At 53.5% G+C, this 19,065-nt stretch carries 18 protein-coding genes and 1 pseudogene; 14 read left to right on the forward strand and 5 right to left on the reverse strand.

The window, feature by feature from the left end; all coding sequences use genetic code 11:
* Positions 1-156 precede the first annotated feature (156 nt).
* Both CIK78_RS10095 and CIK78_RS10100 read right to left on the reverse strand, forming a co-directional pair.
* Positions 157-921, reverse strand: coding sequence for an alpha/beta hydrolase (locus CIK78_RS10095; RefSeq protein ID WP_217990283.1), 765 nt, complete (start codon positions 919-921; stop codon positions 157-159).
* Positions 922-1,098: 177 nt separating this feature from the next.
* Positions 1,099-1,842 (reverse strand): annotated as a pseudogene (locus tag CIK78_RS10100) (SDR family oxidoreductase).
* A gap of 86 nt (positions 1,843-1,928) precedes the next feature.
* Between CIK78_RS10100 and CIK78_RS10105 the strand changes: the two are divergent.
* From CIK78_RS10105 to CIK78_RS10125, 4 genes are all read left to right on the forward strand, one after another.
* Positions 1,929-2,486, forward strand: a complete 558-nt coding sequence (locus tag CIK78_RS10105) for a TetR/AcrR family transcriptional regulator (RefSeq protein WP_096279644.1) — start codon at positions 1,929-1,931, stop codon at positions 2,484-2,486.
* 161 nt (positions 2,487-2,647) lie between these two features.
* The gene (locus tag CIK78_RS10110) at positions 2,648-3,133 is read left to right on the forward strand and encodes a hypothetical protein (RefSeq protein WP_225734428.1); all 486 of its coding nucleotides are present in this window, start codon (positions 2,648-2,650) and stop codon (positions 3,131-3,133) included.
* A gap of 123 nt (positions 3,134-3,256) precedes the next feature.
* Positions 3,257-3,658, forward strand: a complete 402-nt coding sequence (locus tag CIK78_RS10115; RefSeq protein ID WP_096279646.1) for a tautomerase family protein — start codon at positions 3,257-3,259, stop codon at positions 3,656-3,658.
* A gap of 627 nt (positions 3,659-4,285) precedes the next feature.
* Entirely contained in the window at positions 4,286-4,519 is a 234-nt protein-coding gene (locus tag CIK78_RS10125; protein ID WP_096279650.1) for a hypothetical protein, read from the forward strand.
* A gap of 66 nt (positions 4,520-4,585) precedes the next feature.
* On the opposite strand, the gene rlmF is transcribed toward CIK78_RS10125, so the two are convergent.
* The 3 genes from rlmF to CIK78_RS10140 form a co-directional block, all read right to left on the reverse strand.
* The gene (rlmF, locus tag CIK78_RS10130) at positions 4,586-5,530 is read right to left on the reverse strand and encodes a 23S rRNA (adenine(1618)-N(6))-methyltransferase RlmF (protein WP_096279652.1); all 945 of its coding nucleotides are present in this window, start codon (positions 5,528-5,530) and stop codon (positions 4,586-4,588) included.
* A gap of 88 nt (positions 5,531-5,618) precedes the next feature.
* On the reverse strand, positions 5,619-5,957 hold the full coding sequence (locus tag CIK78_RS10135; protein WP_096279654.1) for a hypothetical protein: 339 nt from the start codon (positions 5,955-5,957) through the stop codon (positions 5,619-5,621).
* 240 nt (positions 5,958-6,197) lie between these two features.
* Positions 6,198-7,115 carry a LysR family transcriptional regulator gene (locus CIK78_RS10140; RefSeq protein WP_096279656.1) on the reverse strand — a complete coding sequence of 306 codons (918 nt, stop codon included), beginning with the start codon at positions 7,113-7,115 and terminating at the stop codon, positions 6,198-6,200.
* Positions 7,116-7,270: 155 nt separating this feature from the next.
* Here CIK78_RS10140 and leuC point away from each other — a divergent pair, with 155 nt between their 5' ends.
* The 10 genes from leuC to trpA all read left to right on the forward strand — a co-directional run bounded on the left by leuC (position 7,271) and on the right by trpA (position 19,049).
* Positions 7,271-8,722: a 3-isopropylmalate dehydratase large subunit gene (gene leuC / locus CIK78_RS10145; protein ID WP_096279658.1), complete on the forward strand. Its 1,452-nt coding sequence runs from the start codon at positions 7,271-7,273 to the stop codon at positions 8,720-8,722.
* A gap of 3 nt (positions 8,723-8,725) precedes the next feature.
* Entirely contained in the window at positions 8,726-9,373 is a 648-nt protein-coding gene (gene leuD, locus CIK78_RS10150; protein ID WP_096279660.1) for a 3-isopropylmalate dehydratase small subunit, read from the forward strand.
* Between the two features lie 37 nt (positions 9,374-9,410).
* On the forward strand, positions 9,411-10,490 hold the full coding sequence (gene leuB, locus CIK78_RS10155) for a 3-isopropylmalate dehydrogenase (protein ID WP_096279662.1): 1,080 nt from the start codon (positions 9,411-9,413) through the stop codon (positions 10,488-10,490).
* A gap of 205 nt (positions 10,491-10,695) precedes the next feature.
* Complete coding sequence (gene asd, locus CIK78_RS10160) at positions 10,696-11,808, forward strand: aspartate-semialdehyde dehydrogenase (protein ID WP_096279665.1); 1,113 nt, start codon at positions 10,696-10,698, stop codon at positions 11,806-11,808.
* Positions 11,809-11,985: 177 nt separating this feature from the next.
* A complete protein-coding gene (locus tag CIK78_RS10165; protein ID WP_096279667.1) occupies positions 11,986-13,359 on the forward strand; it encodes a FimV/HubP family polar landmark protein in 1,374 nt (457 codons plus the stop codon).
* Between the two features lie 135 nt (positions 13,360-13,494).
* Entirely contained in the window at positions 13,495-15,147 is a 1,653-nt protein-coding gene (locus CIK78_RS10170; protein WP_096279669.1) for a glucan biosynthesis protein D, read from the forward strand.
* Between the two features lie 158 nt (positions 15,148-15,305).
* Positions 15,306-16,241: a tRNA pseudouridine(38-40) synthase TruA gene (gene truA / locus CIK78_RS10175; RefSeq protein ID WP_096279671.1), complete on the forward strand. Its 936-nt coding sequence runs from the start codon at positions 15,306-15,308 to the stop codon at positions 16,239-16,241.
* Positions 16,238-16,876 carry a phosphoribosylanthranilate isomerase gene (locus CIK78_RS10180; RefSeq protein WP_096279673.1) on the forward strand — a complete coding sequence of 213 codons (639 nt, stop codon included), beginning with the start codon at positions 16,238-16,240 and terminating at the stop codon, positions 16,874-16,876. Before truA ends, CIK78_RS10180 begins: the two co-directional genes overlap by 4 nt.
* A gap of 142 nt (positions 16,877-17,018) precedes the next feature.
* Positions 17,019-18,206: a tryptophan synthase subunit beta gene (gene trpB, locus CIK78_RS10185; protein ID WP_096282347.1), complete on the forward strand. Its 1,188-nt coding sequence runs from the start codon at positions 17,019-17,021 to the stop codon at positions 18,204-18,206.
* Positions 18,207-18,245: 39 nt separating this feature from the next.
* A complete protein-coding gene (gene trpA, locus CIK78_RS10190) occupies positions 18,246-19,049 on the forward strand; it encodes a tryptophan synthase subunit alpha (protein WP_096279675.1) in 804 nt (267 codons plus the stop codon).
* The last annotated feature ends 16 nt before the right edge of the window (positions 19,050-19,065 follow it).

The raw sequence follows: 19,065 nt of genomic DNA on the forward strand, positions 1-19,065 counted from the left end.
TGGAAGCCATCGCGATTACGGCAGTAACGGGATGCGGAGCTGATTTATTTACTGCGTTTGAAGCTTGGGTCAGATAAAAATATCTACTAAAACGATGATCTTGTGCAAAGGGAGAAGCGTGCGGACCGCTGTCGCGGTCCGCACGGGAGGGCTGTTCTAGTTCACCGCCTTGGCGGCCTGCGCGATCACCTCGGCCACCTCATCGGGGCTCGTCATCGGCAGCATATGGCCGTTCTTGATCTCAATTATTGTCGAACCGGCGCGCTCTGCCATACGGCGCTGCAACTCCGGTGAGATGAGAAGGTCCTCGGTAGCGACCGTCATCCAGCTCGGTTTATCCTGCCATGCCGCAGAAGTAACTTTGTGAGCAAGATTCCCCGCGTTGGCCCATGCTTGGGACCTTGCCAAAAAGAGTGCGTCTTCTTCTGAAAGACCGTTACCTGCCAAGGAGAGGAACGCGTCGTCATTGACCAAAAGAAAGCCATCGTCGGTGACCGTCAGCTTGTCGGCCGTGAAATCGCTGGCCGCTGAGGCTAGCAGGTCGCCGCCGCTTTCCCCGATATCAGGCTGGAATGCTGTGACGTAGACGAGACCTTTGACGTCTGGGTCGATGCCGGCTTCGGTTACAACCACGCCGCCATAAGAATGCCCCACGAGCAGAACCGGGCCGTCCTGCACGTCCAGGCTTCGCTGGACCGCCGCGACGTCATCCTCGACGGATGTCATTGGCAGTTGAGTAACTGTGACCTTTAGGCCTTCGGCAGTCAGCCGGTCGTAAACCCCTCTCCAAGTACTGCCATCGACGTTTCCGCCGTGAACCAGAATGATGTTCTGTACGTCAGCGATAGCCATGCCCGGCAGCGCAATTATGGCGCCTAGCGTGACGCTTACGGACAAGGTTAGAGTGCGGAGATTGATCATGTTGACTACCTCTGTTGAGAGTTGAAATCGGTGTGAGTATGCCATTGCAATGTGGAGGATTCCTCCACATTGGAGAGGAGGGGGTGGGGGGCCAAATGAAAATTAATGCAATTACTCTGAGAGCTAATCTTCATCTGACTCCAATATCTTTAGAACTGAACGAGACTTGCCCGGGGCCTAAACTGCGGCTGCACCGCCATCGACAAAAAGTTCATGTCCAGCGACAAAACTGCTCTCGCTTGATGACAGGAAGAGGACTGCTCGTGCTATCTCGTTCGGTTCCCCCAGCCGCCCAAGCGGAACGCTTTTATTTAGTGCCTTTTCGACCTCCGGTTGCGAGTCAAGGTAGCTCCTTATCAGGCGAGTTTCTGTTCCACCAGGCGAAACCACGTTCACGCGGATGCCTCGCTCCTTAAGGTCATTCGTCCAGCTTCGAGCGAAAGAGCGCACTGCTGCCTTGCTGGCGTTGTAAAGAGACTGGCCTGGCAGGCCTTTGCTGCCAGCGATGGAGCCGTTGAGCACGACAGCACTTCCCGCTGTCATCAGCGGTAGTGCTTTTTGCACAGTGAACACCATGCCTTTCACATTGGCGTTGAAGGTCGAGTCGAAATGCGTATCCTAGATCGCATCGAGTGGAATGACCTCGTAAATGCCCGCATTGGCGAACACGACATCGACCTTTTGGTGATCGCGTTGGATCCGTTCGTAAAGCCGAGTGACGTCGGCAGAGTTAGTGACGTCACCTTGTACGCCGACCGCCCCTTGGCCGATCTCTTTCACAGCTTCGTCGAGTAGTTCTCGCCGACGCCCTGTGATGTAAACGTGTGCACCTTCGATGGCAAAAAGTTTCGCCGTTGCGAGACCGATGCCGTCGCTGCCTCCCGTTATCACCACAACTTTGTTTTCGAAGCGTTTCGTCATTTTCTAGTACCTCTGTTATAAGTGGAGAATTGCTCCACTTATAATATGGAGGTAGACTCCACTTAACAAGCGAAAGAGGAAAAAAATTGAGTAATAAACCTGCCCTCCGGGCTGACGCACAGAAGAACCGCGAACTTATCCTTTTTGCCGCCGAGGAGCTTTTCTTAGAAAGAGGAGCGGGGGTTCCGCTGGAGGAAGTTGCCAAGCGCGCAGGCGTTGGTATAGGTACGCTTTATCGTCGCTTTCCCACGCGTGAGGCACTCTTGGCCGCGACTAGCAATGAGCGTTTCTTGTCGCTTGCACAGACCAGCCATGCGCGCGACCCTCATGTCACACCAGGTGACGCGATACGAGCTTATCTTGAAGAACTTGCTATGAACATGAGCATTTACCAGAGCCTTGCTGCTTCGATTGGGACCATTATCCAATGCGGTACGCCCGGATGTAATGCGATCACCGCAGAAGGGCATCGGCTGCTTCAGCGTGGACAAGAAGCAGGTGCCATCCGCCGCGATGTCACTTACGAGGATTTAATTTACGTGGTAACGGCGATTTCCATCGCAATCGAGAATGACCGTTCATCGAAATCGCGTATTGGGCATCTTGTAGGCTTGTTCCTGAATGGCATAAGCGTAAAAGATTGAGCGCAGATTTAGATGACGACTCTTTAAAGCTCCAGCAAAGTAGACGTTTTGGAAAGCTTTCATTCAAGAGGAGTGGAGTACCTACTAGACGAGAGCGGCACGCTTTTAATTCTTATCGATCAAGTTGATTTTTCTGAAATTACTCAATACAAAAAACACGGATGCAATGGTGCTGCGAGACTAATATCATTTTCAAAGCGCTCTCCTGCGCTACCGTTCCCCACTTCACCACACTGGCAAGTTTTGTCAGCCGCCATGCTGACGAGATTGAAGCGCTTTTCGAGCAAGTGCTGTTGGTGTGCCATGAACAAGGCTTGTTGGGCAACGAACTCTTTGCCATTGACGGCTGCAAAATGTCATCTGATGCCTCTAAAGAGCTGTCTGGCACGTTCAAAGAGCAAGGCGAGAAACGTGAGAAACGGAGAGGTCTGATTCGGCATCACTTAGTGGAACACTACGCGCATTATGAAGCTGAAACGGAAGCCAATCTGGATCGAGATATCCGCCGCGCCAAGACGATTCTCTCGCTAGATGCCGCTATGAACAAAGTGGATCGTTTCCTAAAGACGCACAGCCCAGGCCTTTGGCGAAGGACAGGAATACCGCACCTTGCAACTCGTACTGGAAACGGTCGATGCTCGCTTTAAGAAGCTAGGTATTTCGGAAAATAGCTATCAAAAGGGCACTGTCGTTACCGCCGGTACTGGCTTCACCAATGACAAATTCGGGGTTTTCTACAGCCTCGTTAGTCAGTCTTGGAGAGGTTCCTTATGCCATACCTAAGCTTCCATATCTCTGCCGATGTATCGCAAGATCAGTCAGATCAAGTCGCAAGTGCCCTTACTGAAATTACTGCAACCGCTCTTGGCAAGAAGCACGAGCTTGCTTCTGTCGAGGTCAATGCCACATCGGCTAAAAGCTGGTACATAGGGGGCAAGAGTCTTGCCAGCCAGTCGCTAGTGACTTTTTACTTGGACATCAAGGTTACTGAGGGCACAAATGCTAAAAACGAAAAGTCTGGATACATCCGACAGGTGTTTGATGCGGTTGCCAACATATTTGGGCCGTTGGCACCTGTGAGTTACATTGTAATCCATGAGGTCCACGCGGACGCCTGGGGTTACGAGGGGCATACGCAAGAGTATCGCTATATACGTGGCAAGCCGCTGTGAGAAAGACTAATCAGGCATTCAAGCCACTCGCTGCGCTCGTTGGGACCGGCTAAAGCCGGCCTGTTAATTTAGCGTTGGCCACTTGAGGAGAAGGTTTACTAAATGACCAGATTTTGCGGCGGGTGCATATGTAAAGCTGTTCGTTACGAAACGACTGCTGATCCATTAAATCAGAGAGTGTGCCACTGTAAGGAATGTCAAACAGCTATCGGGGCTGCTTTTAACGCCCGTGTATTAATGCGGATTGAAGATGTGTCTATCACAGGCCCAATTAGCACATTTTACTCCTCAGAAACTCTAGAGCGAGGATCTTGTTCGCGTTGTGGTTCAAGCATATTTTCTCGGCGTACCTCCGCCGGAGTTATTGGATTGACGGCTGGCAGCCTTGACGATTCGTCACTTTTTAATCCTGATATGCACTTTTGGATATCATCTAAGCAGTCTTGGCTAGAGATAGCCGATGAACTCCCGCAGTATCCAGAAGCTCCGCCATATAAAGGTTATTCAAATCATATGTGTCTATGAGTACTTGCCTAACAAGGCGATTAAATTCGCTCCCTTCGGTCGCCGGACGCTCAAAAGCCCGCGCCGTTTATGACAGGGTTATGAGTTCACGAGAGGATTGAAATGGCGGCGAGTGCTGGCGAGCTTTACGAGACGATGAAAGTTCGATTGGGGATGCAGGAAGAAGGCATCACTAATCCACGTTCAGCAGTTAAGATCGCGACTCGAGAGTTGGTCAAAAAGCTGTCTAAAATTGATTCAAACGAAGAGATCGAGGTCAGTTTCAGCGAAGCCTCAGCAGCAAAGTACGTTCGCGTGTTGACTGGGGAAGTTCTTGCTGAGATCCCGAGAGAATGAAACTCATCCTCTGAAAAGGAGGGATTACCATATCACAGCATGCTCATACGCCACTTCAGAAACGCTTCAGATGAATGTCCAGGCCAATATCCTCGTCATCTTATTTCCCTGCGTCATCTCTATTTCCCGTATATCAACGGCACCGAGCTTACGCATCAACTTCGTGGCAGGTTTCACATTGTCGGCTTTTGAAATCAGGCTGCTAAACCACTGGCATTGAGTGGAATACACTTGGCTTTCTTTTATTAGCTTTTTAAGAAACAGCTGTTCGCCTCCCTTGCACCAAAGCTCTGCCCCCATCCCGCCAAAATTCAGCGTAGGAGATTTGGTCTTTGCTTTTTTTTCACCGCGACTACGCGCAAGGTTATTGAGTTTAAGCTGGCTGCCTTTCAGTGCTTCATCAAGCGAGGCGTGGAAGGGTGGGTTGCATACGCTGACGTCAAAGAACTCCCCAGCTTGAATGATCCCTTCAAACATGTGGTTTTTATCGTGCTGCGTGCGCAGCGTGAAGCGATCTTTGAGCGTGGGGTTGTTGGCGATAATCGTGGCGACGTTCTCAAGTGACTGAGCGCTAATCTCGCTACCGACACACTGCCATCCGTAAATTTGGCAGGCCAGTAGCGGGTAGATTCCATTCGCCCCCGTTCCTATATCGAGTAGCTTGATGCTGGGATTTTTACGTCCAAGCCCGAGCTCAATTAAATCGGCCATGTAATGGATATAGTCAGCCCTGCCTGGGATGGGAGGGCAAAGCGCGCCCTCTGGAATATCCCAATCGGTAATGTTGTAGTAGCGATTTAATAACGCGGCGTTGAGCGTTTTAACTGCCAACGGGTCTGCGAAATCGATAGAAAGCTCGCCATGAGCGTTCGGTTTCACATGGGGGGCTAGTGCAGGGTGGCTTTCTACGAGCGCTGGGAAGTCATAGCCTTGGTTATGTAGATTCTTCGGGTGCAGGCCTTTGCGAACAGACTTGGCTCGGCTTTTTTCACTTCTATGCAGGGTGGTCACAGTAATAGGCCTGGGGCTTGGCGTTCGATGGATTTACATTACAGGTAAATGCACTTGATAACGCTTGCTTATGCTAGGCGCATCGCTATTAACACTTTCCTTCCGCCACCAGCCCTGCGCGATACTCTCGGCCATGTTGATCCAACCAAGCGTCCGCTTGGGCTTTACCCTCTGTTGCTAGCCGTTGCTCATATTCTGCTTCCATGGCGCGGCGCTCGGGGCCTGGGCCGGAGTTCGCGAAGCAGCGGCTTGACACGGAATTAGATCCCGTGGTTCCGCTGGCAATATCTCCTGAAAGCTTATTGGCCATTACGCTTGTAGAGGACTGCCCCAGCGGCATAGGATCGACAGGGGCATATTGAGCAAAAGCGGTGCCCAATGGAAAAAGCACCCATGCAGTGGTGATACTAAGAAGAGTACGCTTCATGTCGTTTCATCTCACATTTTTATCTAAATGAGTGCCGCTGCCTTGGCGGTATTGCCACTAATACGTCGCTCTTAAAAGGTACTCAACCGGCGGAAGGTAGTCCAGTGGTAATCTTCTTTCTTACAAAGCCGCTATTCGTAGACATTCAGCTCGCACTGAGTAAGTGCCCGTTACTTTTTAGCCCATTGCTTTTAATTAAGAAATACGCAGATGTTTCAGCGTGACCGTATTGCTAAGCCGCTATAGCATTGCTGCATGGCTTGATGCCTTTTCTAGCTGTTCAACCATGCGACGAGCGGCGTTAGAAGGCGTGCGGTTGGTATGTACTAAATAGCCTAATGAGCGATAGATGGGCGCCGTGTCGACATTGAGTTCTACGAGCTCACTGTCGATCATCTTCTCTGGTAGCAGGCTCCAGCCTAAGCCAACGCTGCACATCATCTTAAGCGTTTCTAAATAGTTGGTTGCCATACTGACCGGTAGCTGTAGGCCGGCTTCATGGAACCGCTGAGCAATGAGCGAGCCGGTAAATGTCTTGGCCCCGGGCATCACGCAGCTATAGTCACACAGCGCCGCGAGTGAAAGGCCTTTATGACCTGCCGATTTATGATGAGACTGGGGCTGATTGGCAAGAGGGTGGTCCGTCGCGCACACAAAACACAGCCGGTCACGCCATAACTCGACAACGTGTAGCTGTGCATAGGGGTGAGGTGCCAGCGTCACCACTGCCATTTCCAGGGTGCCGTCTAAAACACCTTGATACGCCTGTTCAGAGTCAAGAAAGTGCAGGTCTAGCTCTACCTCTGGATGGCGCTGAGTGTACTGCTTGAGTAGCGGCGGTAAACGGTGCAAACCGATGTGATGGCTGGTCGCAAGCGTTAAACGCCCACCTACCTGGCCTGAAAGATTGGCTAGCGCACGGCGACTATCTTCTACGGTAAATAGAATGCTTCGGGCTTGGGGTAGCAGCACGCTTCCGGCCTCGGTCAATGCAATGCGCCGCCCTATGCGATCGAATAAACGCGTGCCCACCTGGGATTCCAGCGTCGCAATGCGCTTGCTCACCGCCGGCTGGGTTAAGTGGAGCTGTTCGGCCGCGCGCGAGAAACTTTGCGTATCGGCCACGGCCAGAAAAGCCTGTAGGCTTTGAGTATCCATTTTGGTATTCCTGATTGGAATCTAAACTATGAATAACATGAATTGCTTTTATGCGCAGCCCGCGTAACACTCTAACCATCACTGGCACAGAGATGCCAGCAAGACCCATTAGCACGACCAACTAGCAAGAAAAGGGCGCAGCCCGGGAGAACCACATGTCAGGTCAAACGCTTTACGACAAACTCTGGAACCAGCACTTGGTCAAACAACGCGATGACGGCACCGCGTTGATTTATATCGATCGCCAGCTGCTTCACGAAGTGACTTCGCCTCAAGCGTTTGAAGGCCTGCGCTTAGCTAATCGCAAGCCATGGCGTTTAGATGCCAACCTAGCCACGCCCGATCACAACGTGCCAACCACGGTGAAAGAACGTGCCGAGGGTAATAGTGGGATTAAAGACCCTGTGTCGCTTATTCAGGTGCAAACCCTGGACGACAACTGCCTTGAGTATGGCATTGAAGAGTTCAAAATTAACGATCCACGCCAAGGCATTGTTCACGTAGTGGGCCCTGAGCAGGGTGCAACACTGCCGGGCATGACCGTGGTGTGCGGCGACTCTCATACGGCCACTCATGGTGCCTTTGGCGCATTGGCTCACGGTATCGGCACGTCGGAAGTTGAGCACGTGATGGCAACTCAGTGCTTGCTGGCGCAAAAAATGAAGAATATGCAGGTGCGCGTCGAAGGCGAGCTAGGTCTAGGCGTTACTGCTAAAGACGTTGTGCTAGCGATTATCGGCCAAATCGGCACCGCTGGCGGTACTGGCTATGCGATTGAGTTTGCGGGCAGCGCCATTGCCTCGCTCTCTATGGAAGGCCGCATGACCGTTTGTAATATGGCCATTGAAGCGGGTGCCCGGGTGGGTTTGATTGCCGTAGACGATACCACGATTGATTACCTTGGCCAGCGCCCCTTTGCCCCTACCGCGGAGCAGTGGGAAGCGGCCGTGTCTGACTGGCGCCAGTTGGTGTCCGATAAAGATGCCGCATTTGATAAAGTCGTTACTCTGAAAGCTGAAGAGATTGAACCCCAGGTGAGCTGGGGCACCAGCCCTGAGATGGTCACCGGTATTTCTGGCCAGGTGCCTGACCCGTTCGCCGCGCAAGATGAAACCGTTCAACGTAGCCACACTCGCGCGCTGGAGTACATGGGGCTGCACGCCAACCAGAAAATCACCGATATCAAGCTGGATAAAATCTTTATTGGTTCCTGCACTAACTCGCGTATTGAAGATCTGCGTGAGGCCGCCAAGGTTGCCCAGGGCAAGAAAGTGGCTAGCTCGATTAAGCTTGCTATGGTCGTGCCGGGCTCTGGTTTGGTAAAGCGTCAGGCAGAAGCCGAAGGCTTGGATAAAATCTTTATTGAAGCCGGTTTTGAGTGGCGCGAACCGGGTTGCTCTATGTGTTTGGCCATGAATGCGGATAAGTTGGGTGCTGGGGAACACTGTGCATCAACGTCTAACCGCAACTTTGAAGGCCGCCAGGGCTACGGTGGCCGCACTCACTTGGTCAGCCCCGCTATGGCCGCTGCAGCGGCCATAGCGGGTCATTTTGTTGACGTGCGCACCTTGCCAGCCAATGACGCCACTCACGCTCAGGAGGCCTAAGCCATGAAAAAGTTTACCCGTTTTGAAGGTGTGGTCGCGCCGCTTGATCGCGCTAACGTCGACACCGATTTGATTATTCCAAAGCAATTTTTGAAATCGATTAAACGCACCGGCTTTGGCGTTAACCTGTTTGATGAATTGCGTTATCTAGATGAGGGGCAGCCAGGGCAGGACTGTTCGCAGCGCCCGCTGAACCCTGATTTTGTGCTGAATCAACCACGCTTTAAAGGCGCTGAAGTGCTGCTGGCACGGCGCAATTTCGGCTGCGGCAGTTCTCGCGAGCATGCGCCTTGGGCGCTGGAAGATTTTGGTTTTAAAGTGGTGATTGCGCCCAGCTTTGCCGATATCTTTTATAACAACTCGTTCAAGAATGGCATTTTGCTGATCACCTTCCAAGAAGATGTGGTAGACCGTCTGTTTGCCGAGCTGGACGCCAATGAAGGCTATCAGTTGGATGTAGATTTAGAAAACCAGCGTGTCGTTACGCCCAGCGGCGAGGTTCTAGCGTTTGAAGTGGATGATTTCCGCAAACACTGCCTGTTGGAAGGATTGGACGATATTGGCCTGACGCTAAAAGACGAAGATGCTATTCGCGCCTTTGAGCAAAAACATAGGGCTGCGCGGCCCTGGTTATTCCGTGATACCGCCTAAGCCTGACGTTTATCGATTTTATTGTTAAGGAATCTGCATGACACATAAGGTCTTGTTGTTACCGGGAGATGGTATTGGTCCCGAGATTGCTGCCCAGGCGGCGCGCCTATTAAAAGCGTGCCAAGAAGCAGGTTTGGATATTGAAGTAGAAGAGGGTTTAGTGGGCGGTTCTGCCTACGACGTTCACGGCGACCCGCTGCCCGCGGAAACGCTGGCTAAAGCCAAAGCGGCCAGCGCTATCCTGCTAGCCGCAGTGGGCGGCCCTAAGTGGGATAAAATTGAAGATCTCTCTAAGCGTCCTGAAAAAGGCTTACTGGGGCTGCGTAAAAACCTTGGTTTGTTCGGCAACCTGCGCCCAGCCATGCTTTATCCGCAGCTAGCCAGCGCCTCTAGCCTGAAGCCTGAGCTGGTAGCTGGGCTTGATATTATGATTGTGCGCGAGCTCACCGGCGGTATTTACTTTGGCCAGCCTCGTGGCATTGAAGTGCGCAACGGCGAACGCGTGGGCTTTAATACCTATATTTATTCTGAAAGCGAGATTGAGCGTATCGGTCGCGTGGCATTTAAAATGGCCCAAAAGCGTGGCAAGAAGCTGTGCTCGGTCGATAAAGCCAATGTGCTGGAAGTGACGATTTTATGGCGCGAAGTGATGGAGCGCCTGGCACCGGAATATCCGGACGTTGAGCTTTCGCACATGTACGTCGACAACGCAGCCATGCAGCTGGTCCGCGCGCCCAAGCAGTTTGACGTTGTTGTTACCGGCAATATGTTTGGCGATATTCTTTCTGACGCCGCCGCGATGCTGACCGGCTCTATCGGCATGCTCCCTTCGGCGTCGTTAAATGAGAGCGGGCAGGGCATGTTTGAGCCTTGCCACGGCAGCGCGCCAGATATCGCTGGGCAGAATATTGCTAACCCGCTGGCGATGATGCTGTCGGTTGCCATGATGCTGCGCTATTCGCTCGATGAGACCGCGATGGCAGAGCGCATAGAAGCCGCCGTAGGCAGCGTGCTGGATGATGGCTGGCGCACTGCGGATATTGCTTCTGACGGCATGCAAACCATTGGCACCGAGGCAATGGGTGATGCGGTACTCGCCGCGTTTGCCAAGCAGTAAAGTAGCGACTGCCTTAAGGGCGCCTGGGACAAGCCGTAGAGGGGGTCATTTGCCATGGATGGCCAATGTAGCGCCCAGGGACGGGTTTACAGCGCCCCCTCGAAGGCTTGTCGCAGGGACACCCCTTAACCTCCCTGCTGGTTCCAAAATTACCCTAACGATTTGTGTATAATACAAGGACTCATTCTTTGCAGGAGGACTTCATATGTTGAAAGTCGGTTTCGTGGGATGGCGCGGCATGGTTGGCTCGGTGCTGATGCAACGCATGCAAGAAGATGGTGATTTTAACGGCATAGAGCCGGTTTTCTTTACCACTTCCCAGGTTGGCCAGCCCGGCCCCGACATCGGTGTAGAGGTACCTTCGCTGAAAGATGCCTTTGATATCGAGGCGCTTAAAGCGCTGGATGTCATTGTGACGTGCCAGGGCGGTGATTACACCAAGCCTGTCTATAAAGATCTACGTAGCGCTGGCTGGAAAGGCTACTGGATTGATGCCGCTAGCACGCTACGCATGGAAGACGAAGCAACAATCGTACTGGATCCGGTTAACCGCAAGGTGATCGATGACCAGCTCGCCAAAGGTGCTAAAACCTTTGTTGGCGGTAACTGCACCGTCAGCCTCATGCTTATGGGATTGGGTGGTTTGTTTGAAGCCGATATGGTCGAGTGGATGACGTCCATGACGTACCAGGCCGCTTCAGGCTCCGGTGCTAAGCACATGCGCGAGTTGCTCAATCAAATGGGACAGCTTCATTCAAGCGTTGGCGATGAGCTGAAGAATACCTCAAGTGCGATTCTAGATATCGACCGTAAAGTAACGGCTGCTATGCGCAGCGGCGATTTTCCGACCGATAACTTTGGCGCACCGCTAGCGGGCAGCCTGTTGCCGTGGATCGACACTAAGTTAGATAACGGACAGAGTCGTGAGGAGTGGAAGGGCAGCGTTGAGACCAACAAGATTTTGGGCCTCGACAACAACCCGATTCCCATTGACGGCCTGTGTGTGCGTATTGGCGCGATGCGCTCCCATAGTCAGGCGTTCACGATCAAGCTTAAGCATGATGTGCCGCTAGATGAGATTGAAGACCGCATTGCTAAGCACAATGAATGGGTCAAATTGATTCCTAATGATAAAGACGCCACCATCGCTGGGCTAACGCCTGCTGCCGCTACCGGCACGCTGCAAGTGCCGGTAGGGCGCCTTCGTAAGCTACAAATGGGCGGTGAGTATCTGTCTGCGTTCAGCGTTGGCGATCAACTGCTTTGGGGCGCCGCAGAGCCGCTTAAGCGCATGCTTAAGATTTTACGCGAGCAGTAATTGACGGCGGTTGTACATCAGTCTAAACGGGAAGCTGTTCGCAGCTTCCCGTTTTTTTTCGTGGCAACAACGCTCACGAATGGGAAATAAGCCAATATTTAGTTAAGTTATGGGGAGGGAAGTAACGCCGCCAAGTTTAGCCGGTGGGAGAAATAAAGTAATACGCTAGGGAGCTTTATGAAACCAATACGCGCATGGGCTGTGTGTGTCTCACTGAGCTTGGTGAGTCCTCTCGCCATTGCCGTTGAGCTGGGGTACGCGAACGTCAGTTCTTATTTAAATGAGCCGTTGAAGGCTTCTCTATCGCTGCTTGGAAACAGTGATTACCCGTTGGAAGATATTAGCGTTAGGGTTGCCAATCAGACCGATTTCGCTGCTGCAGGGCTTGAGTGGACGCCGTCAGCCGCTAGCGTGACTGCCCAGGTTAAGGAACGACAGGGCCGCCGCCAGGTATATTTAAGTTCACAGCAGACCATGCAGGAGCCTTGGCTTGAGCTGCTGCTGACTCTGGAGTACCCAGGCGGGTCGCAGACCCGCGATGTCACGCTACTCTTTGATCCGCATGATTACGCCCAGCGCGTGGCCTTAAATAATTTTCCTAACGATGACCAACAGCGCGCTTATATCAATCGTGGCGACACGCTATGGAGCGTTGCCGAGCGAACTAAGCCTGCAAAGGCTAGCGTTCAGCAGATGATGGCAGCGCTTGTTGACGCTAATCCTAATATTTTTCCGTCAGGTAATGCTAACGAGATCCGAGCAGGCCAAACGCTGCGCGTGCCGAATGAAGAGCGCGTAATGGCACGCTCAAGTGTGGACATGCCGAATGCCCCAGCAGACTCTACCCAAGCTCTGCAGACAAGCGAGACTGATCTTTCCAGCGGTGCTGCTAACGCTGATGCTTTGACAGTAGGCCGGCCCGCGGCGATTGAAGAGGACATTGAGCCGCCTGAGGCTTTACTTCCCGGCGGGCTGGCCGAGCAGCTGCGCTCAAACCAGGCGGCGCTTCAACAGGTGCGTGACGAGCGCGAACTAATGCGTACCGAGTTAAGTGAGCTGCGCAGCGATATTGCCTCACTGGCGGAGGCGCTCAGCGATGCGCTCTCTAGCCAAGCGGTTGCTGCGGAGCAATCTCCTGCGCGACCCGCTGCCAGTACGAGCGAGGGGCAGAGTGCGAACACTTTCATCGCGGATTACCAGTGGCCGCTTGGGCTAACGGCCATCGTTCTACTGGTTGTGTTATTGATCTGGCGGCGTAAGCATCAAGATGAGACCTGGGACGACGCAGCGATGGCGAAGGCCGTGATAAAGCCCTCTGCTTCACCCACGTTAACGCCCGGGCCGGATAAGAAGGTCGATGATGATCACAATAAACGCCCACTGGGAGAGGGTGAAAGGGATGAAAACCCCGACCACTGGCTGGTTGATTATCATCCGCCTAACGAACAGCTTGCTACGCATCGTGCAACTGGCGCTAATCGCGCCCCTGGCTCAATCGAGGCGTCGTGGGAAATTGAGGAGGTGGCATTCAAGCCGGTTGATAACCGGTGACGAGGGCGCTCAAGGCTTGATGTAGGGAACTGCCGTCGAAATACGGCGTCTGAAATTCGCATCTCGCTTGCAGCTAAGAGGTCTCGGATCGTAAATGCTGCGAATTGACTGTCTACATACAAAGGATAGGTGTTCATGGATCGTAGAAGTGTGCTCAAGAGCGCGTTGGCGCTAGCGGCCTGGTATGGCTTGCCTTCGGCACCTCTGTTCGCCGCGGCCAGTGCCTCTAGTCGTATCGCGGATGGCGATTCTCAAGCCTTCAGTTTCGACTGGCTTCAGGATTATGCCCGCGACCTCGCCGTCAAACCCTATCAGAGCACTGTCCAGCAGTTGCCGCCGACGCTGAGCAATCTCACGCCACAGCGCTACAACGAAATCGGCTACGATCCCAACCACTCTCTCTGGGATCAGTTGAATGGCCCGCTTGACGTACAGTTCTTCCACGTGGGGATGGCATTCGACCAGCCGGTGCGGATGTATTCGGTGGACCCTGAGACCAGCCAGGCGAGAGAGATTCACTTTCGTCCCGATCTGTTCAACTATTCGGGCGCTCACGTCGATGTCTCGCAGCTCGAAGGGCAGGGCGAACTTGGCTTTGCCGGTTTTCGGGTGTTTAAGGAGCCTTCACTGACCGAGCGCGATATCGTGTCTTTTCTCGGCGCCAGTTACTTCCGCGCGGTCGATGACACCTACCAGTACGGCATCTCCGCCCGCGGTATTGCCGTCAATACCTACACCGATGAAGCCAATGAGCAGTTTCCGGCGTTTACTCGCTTCTGGTTCGAAACACCGGAAGCCGGCGCCACGACCTTCGTGGCTCATGCGCTGCTTGACTCTCCGAGCCTAGCTGGCGCCTACCGCTTCGTCATCCATTGTGAAGATAACCGAGTGGTGATGGAGATCGACAAGCATCTCTTTCCGCGAGAATCGATTGCCCAGCTCGGGCTGTCGCCGATGACCAGCATGTTCAGCTGCGGTACCCAGCAGCGCGACATGTGCCTGACCTTCCACCCACAGATCCACGACTCCGATCGTCTCTCGATCTGGCGCGGCAACGGCGAGTGGATCTGCCGGCCCCTTAATAACCCGCCACGTTTGCAGTTCAACTCGTTCAGCGACAACAGCCCCAAGGGCTTTGGCTTGCTGCAAACTGACCACGAGTTCGACAGCTACGAAGATATCGTGGGCAACTATCACAACCGTCCTAGTCTCTGGGTTGAGCCTCTGGGCGACTGGGGGCGAGGTGAAATTCAGTTGCTTGAGATTCCCACCTCTGGTGAGACCATGGACAACATCGTGGCCTTCTGGAAGCCGGAAGCGGCGGTAGAGGCGGGGCAGGCACTGCACTACGCCTACAAGCTTCACTGGAGTGCTCTTCCGCCAGTGCAGAGCGACCTAGCGCGAGTCCGCAAGACGTTTACCGGTATCGGTGGTTTCCCCGAGGGCTGGGCGCCGGGTGAGCACTTTCCGGACGTCTGGGCTCAGCGCATCGCTATCGATTTTGTCGGTGGTGATGTTAAGCACTTCCACGACAATGAGATCGGGCTTCAGACCCACCTCGACGTGCCCGAAGGCGAGGTCAAGAATATTCAGATTTTTTGGGTAGATGACTTCGAGGGCTTCCGTATTCAGTTCGATTGGTATCCTACCAGCGACGCTTTAGACCCACTCGACATGCGCCTGACGCTAAGCGCCGAGGGCGTAACCATCAGTGAGACCTGGGTCTATCAATACTTCCCGCCGATGCCGGAAGACCGCCAGTTCCCGGAGAGAGTCCCAGCACGCTGAGGTTGAATTCCCCCCCGAGCGTCAGAACGGCAACAATAGTCCCTGCTAAAAAGCTGCGCAGGCAGGCTGAGGAAGAGTGAACAATTGAAGAGGTGGCATTCAAGCCGCGAGGCCGGGATAATAGCGAACCTTCAAAATCTTTAAAATGACGTGGCTTGATGACGCTGTCCTATCACTTCGATGAGAAAATTCCGCTTACTGGCCGTTTGGCAATGGGTATTGAATACGACGGTACCCATTACTGCGGTTTTCAGCGCCTAAAGCATGCAGCTTCCGTTCAGGCGTCGTTAGAAGTCGCGCTGAGCAAGGTGGCCAATGAGCCGATCCAGATTCACGCCAGCGGGCGCACCGACTCCGGGGTGCATGCCACGCGTCAAGTCGTGCATTTTGACCCGCCGGTCGGGCGTTCAGAAAAAGCCTGGATATTTGGTGTCAATACCCATTTGCCTCGAGATATTGCCGTGCGCTGGGTAAAACCTGTGGGGGATGACTTTCACTCGCGGCTATGCGCGCTTGGCCGTCGTTACCGCTACGTGTTGCTAAATCAAGTCAGCCGTCCGGTGCTAGAGCGGGCGAATGTGACCTGGTGCCGTGACGCGCTAGATGCAGACGCCATGCATCGTGCCGCCCAGTCGCTGGTGGGCGAACATGATTTTTCCAGCTTTCGTGCCGCTGGCTGCCAGTCTAAAACGCCCTGGCGGCATATGCATTTTGTTGATGTAAAACGCTATGGCCAGCTTGTGATGATCGATATTCAAGGCAACGCATTTTTGCATCATATGATTCGTAACATTGCCGGCGCGCTGGTTAGCGTTGGGCGTGGTGCGAAGAGCGAGGCCTATATTGGCGAACTGTTAGCGCTGCAGAATCGCCGTCAGGGCGACGTTACCGCGCCAGCCTGCGGGCTGCATTTTGTCGATTCCGTTTATGATGAGCGGTTTGACTTGCCTAAAGAACCGTTGGGGCCGCATCTTCTTTCGTTTACCGGCGAGTGGACCGGCGAGCGGGAGTTGCCGGATACGCCACGTGTTGCCTATCGCCGCAGCCGCTCGCTAAACGGTGCGGCTGGCTCTGAGCAGGAGACGTCGTTTTGAGTGCTGATCCATTAACGCGCACGCGCATCAAGTTTTGCGGTTTTACCCGTTCAGATGATATCGATAGCGCCGTCGCGGTCGGCGTAGATGCAGTAGGCTTCGTCATGTGGCCAAAAAGTAAGCGCGGTGTGAGTGTTGAGCAACTGGCCGAACTGTCTGCCCGCGTTCCTGCTTTTGTAACCCGCGTTGGGCTGTTTGTGGATCAGTCTACTGAGTTGATTGAGCAGTGTTTGCCGCATCTTGATTTGCTTCAGTTCCATGGTGACGAAATGCCTGAAGCGTGCCAGCAGTATGGGGTAGCGTGGATAAAAGCATTACGTATGCGTGATGAAATAGACTTGGCGCAACAGGCTGAACGCTACCACCAGGCACAGGCGCTGCTTTTAGATGCCTATCGTCCAGGGACGCCGGGCGGTACTGGAGAGACCTTCGATTGGTCGAGAATCCCCGCAAATCTTGCAAAACCTGTTATCCTCGCCGGTGGGCTGACGCCAGATAATATTGCCGAGGCTGTGCGTCAAGTTATGCCCTATGCAGTTGATGTGTCAGGGGGTATTGAAGCCGCCTACGGCTGTAAGGATGCTGCCAAAATGGCTGCTTTTGTTCGCCACGTGGCGTTAGCCGACACGCGCTAGCCTATGTTTATCGAGCTGCGTTTTACGTTGATCCATTTATTGTTTGCCTGTTCTGGCGATCTTGTGAGGTATCTCTGTGACCGTTTCTGCGACTGGTGTTTCTAAAGCTGTACTTGAAACGAAGTTCAGCGAGCTAACCCAAATGCCGGATGCCCGTGGTCATTTTGGCCCCTACGGCGGTCGGTTTGTGTCTGAAACCCTCAGCTTCGCGTTGGAAGAGTTGGAGAAAACGTACTTAAGCTTACGTGACGACCCCGACTTCCAAGCTGAATTTGACTATGACCTTGCTCATTACGTTGGCCGTCCTTCACCGCTTTATCATGCCAAGCGCTGGTCGGAGAGTCTGGGCGGTGCGCAAATTTGGTTGAAGCGGGAAGACCTGAATCACACCGGTGCTCACAAGGTCAATAATACGATTGGCCAGGCGCTGTTGGCTAAGAAAACTGGCAAGCCGCGTATTATCGCCGAAACGGGAGCCGGCCAGCATGGTGTTGCTTCTGCTACCGTGGCTGCTCGCTTAGGGCTTGAGTGCGATGTTTATATGGGCGCTGAAGACGTAGAGCGCCAGAAGTTGAACGTTTACCGCATGCGCCTGCTGGGTGCCCGCGTGATTCCTGTAGAGTCCGGCACTCGCACGCTTAAAGATGCTATGAACGAAGCGCTGCGCGACTGGGTAACTAACGTCGATAACACCTTCTATATCATCGGCACCGTGGCAGGCCCGCACCCGTATCCACTGCTGGTGCGTGATTTCAATTCGGTAGTAGGGCGCGAGGCGCGCCGCCAGTCCCTTGAGCAGATTGGCCGCCTACCTGATGCCTTGATTGCCTGTGTTGGCGGTGGTTCTAACGCTATGGGGCTTTTCTACCCGTTTGTGGAAGACGACGCGGTGGCTATGTATGGCGTTGAAGCCGGTGGGGATGGCGTTGAAACTGGTCGCCATGCGGCGCCCCTCACGACGAACGCGCCACGGGGCGTCCTGCACGGCAACCGTACTTATTTAATGTCCGATGAAGCAGGCCAAGTGTCCGACACCCACTCTATTTCGGCGGGCCTTGATTACCCCGGAGTAGGCCCTGAACACGCGCTATGGAAGGACGTCGGGCGCGTTAGCTACGTGGCGGCCAATGATAAAGAGGTGCTGGAAGCATTTCGCGAGCTAACGCATATGGAAGGTATTATGCCCGCCCTTGAGTCGGCACATGCACTGGCCCATGCAAAAGTTTTGGCACCGACCATGCGTCCTGACCAGCATATTATCGTTAATCTTTCCGGTCGCGGCGACAAAGACATCATGACGGTGGCCAAGATTGATGGCATAGAGTTTTAAGAATCAGTCATTTTAAGCGCAGCTTTTTTAAGGGTAAGCATGAACCGTATTGATCAGCGTTTCAGTGAACTTAAACAGCAGGGCCGTAAGGCTCTAATCCCTTACATTACCGCCGGGGATCCAGCGCCGCAGTATACCGTGGGCTTTATGCATGCACTGGTGGATGCGGGCGCCGATATTATTGAACTTGGCGTACCATTTTCTGATCCTATGGCCGACGGCCCTGTGATTCAAAAAGCCTGTGAACGTGCATTGAAGCAAGGTACGCGGCTGGTTGATCTAATGCAGATGGTCAAAGAGTTTCGCCAAGCGGATACCACCACACCGGTGGTGCTGATGGGCTATTTAAACCCTATCGAGCGCATTGGCTATGAGAGTTTTGCCGATCAAGCCGCTGATGTTGGCGTAGACGGCGTTCTGATTGTCGATATGCCGCCTGAAGAAGCGGATGAAATTGGGCCGTTGCTAAAGGCTCGTGATTTAGCCGCGATTTTTCTCGTTGCGCCTACCACTTCTAACGAGCGTGCCGCTACAATATGCGCCCATGGTAATGGCTACTTGTACTATGTTTCGCTGAAAGGCGTGACAGGCGCGGCCACCCTGAACGCAGACGATGTAGCTGAGCATTTGGCGCCGCTGCGGGGGATGACCGATTTGCCACTATGCGTTGGCTTTGGTATTCGTGATGGCGCGACCGCATCCGAAGTGGCTAAAGTGGCTGATGGTGTGATTGTTGGTAGCGCCTTGGTTAACCGTATTGCTGAAAGCCTGGATGCCCCGGAAACTATCGCGGGCCAGTTGAAAAGTGTATTAGCAGAAATGCGCACGGCGATGGATGCCTAAAGAAAAATGCTTTATC

It is taken from the genome of Halomonas sp. JB37 (assembly GCF_002332255.1).
Classification (GTDB): domain Bacteria; phylum Pseudomonadota; class Gammaproteobacteria; order Pseudomonadales; family Halomonadaceae; genus Vreelandella; species Vreelandella casei.

Excerpts from the sequence above, each read along its gene's own strand:
- CIK78_RS10095 (WP_217990283.1), bottom strand. The coding sequence starts at position 921 with ATGATCAATCTCCGCACTCTAACCTTGTCCGTAAGCGTCACGCTAGGC.
- CIK78_RS10110 (WP_225734428.1), top strand. The coding sequence starts at position 2,648 with ATGCAATGGTGCTGCGAGACTAATATCATTTTCAAAGCGCTCTCCTGC.
- CIK78_RS10115 (WP_096279646.1), top strand. The coding sequence starts at position 3,257 with ATGCCATACCTAAGCTTCCATATCTCTGCCGATGTATCGCAAGATCAG.
- CIK78_RS10125 (WP_096279650.1), top strand. The coding sequence starts at position 4,286 with ATGGCGGCGAGTGCTGGCGAGCTTTACGAGACGATGAAAGTTCGATTG.
- CIK78_RS10135 (WP_096279654.1), bottom strand. The coding sequence starts at position 5,957 with ATGAAGCGTACTCTTCTTAGTATCACCACTGCATGGGTGCTTTTTCCA.
- CIK78_RS10140 (WP_096279656.1), bottom strand. The coding sequence starts at position 7,115 with ATGGATACTCAAAGCCTACAGGCTTTTCTGGCCGTGGCCGATACGCAA.
- leuC (WP_096279658.1), top strand. The coding sequence starts at position 7,271 with ATGTCAGGTCAAACGCTTTACGACAAACTCTGGAACCAGCACTTGGTC.
- leuD (WP_096279660.1), top strand. The coding sequence starts at position 8,726 with ATGAAAAAGTTTACCCGTTTTGAAGGTGTGGTCGCGCCGCTTGATCGC.
- leuB (WP_096279662.1), top strand. The coding sequence starts at position 9,411 with ATGACACATAAGGTCTTGTTGTTACCGGGAGATGGTATTGGTCCCGAG.
- asd (WP_096279665.1), top strand. The coding sequence starts at position 10,696 with ATGTTGAAAGTCGGTTTCGTGGGATGGCGCGGCATGGTTGGCTCGGTG.
- CIK78_RS10165 (WP_096279667.1), top strand. The coding sequence starts at position 11,986 with ATGAAACCAATACGCGCATGGGCTGTGTGTGTCTCACTGAGCTTGGTG.
- CIK78_RS10170 (WP_096279669.1), top strand. The coding sequence starts at position 13,495 with ATGGATCGTAGAAGTGTGCTCAAGAGCGCGTTGGCGCTAGCGGCCTGG.
- truA (WP_096279671.1), top strand. The coding sequence starts at position 15,306 with ATGACGCTGTCCTATCACTTCGATGAGAAAATTCCGCTTACTGGCCGT.
- trpB (WP_096282347.1), top strand. The coding sequence starts at position 17,019 with ATGCCGGATGCCCGTGGTCATTTTGGCCCCTACGGCGGTCGGTTTGTG.
- trpA (WP_096279675.1), top strand. The coding sequence starts at position 18,246 with ATGAACCGTATTGATCAGCGTTTCAGTGAACTTAAACAGCAGGGCCGT.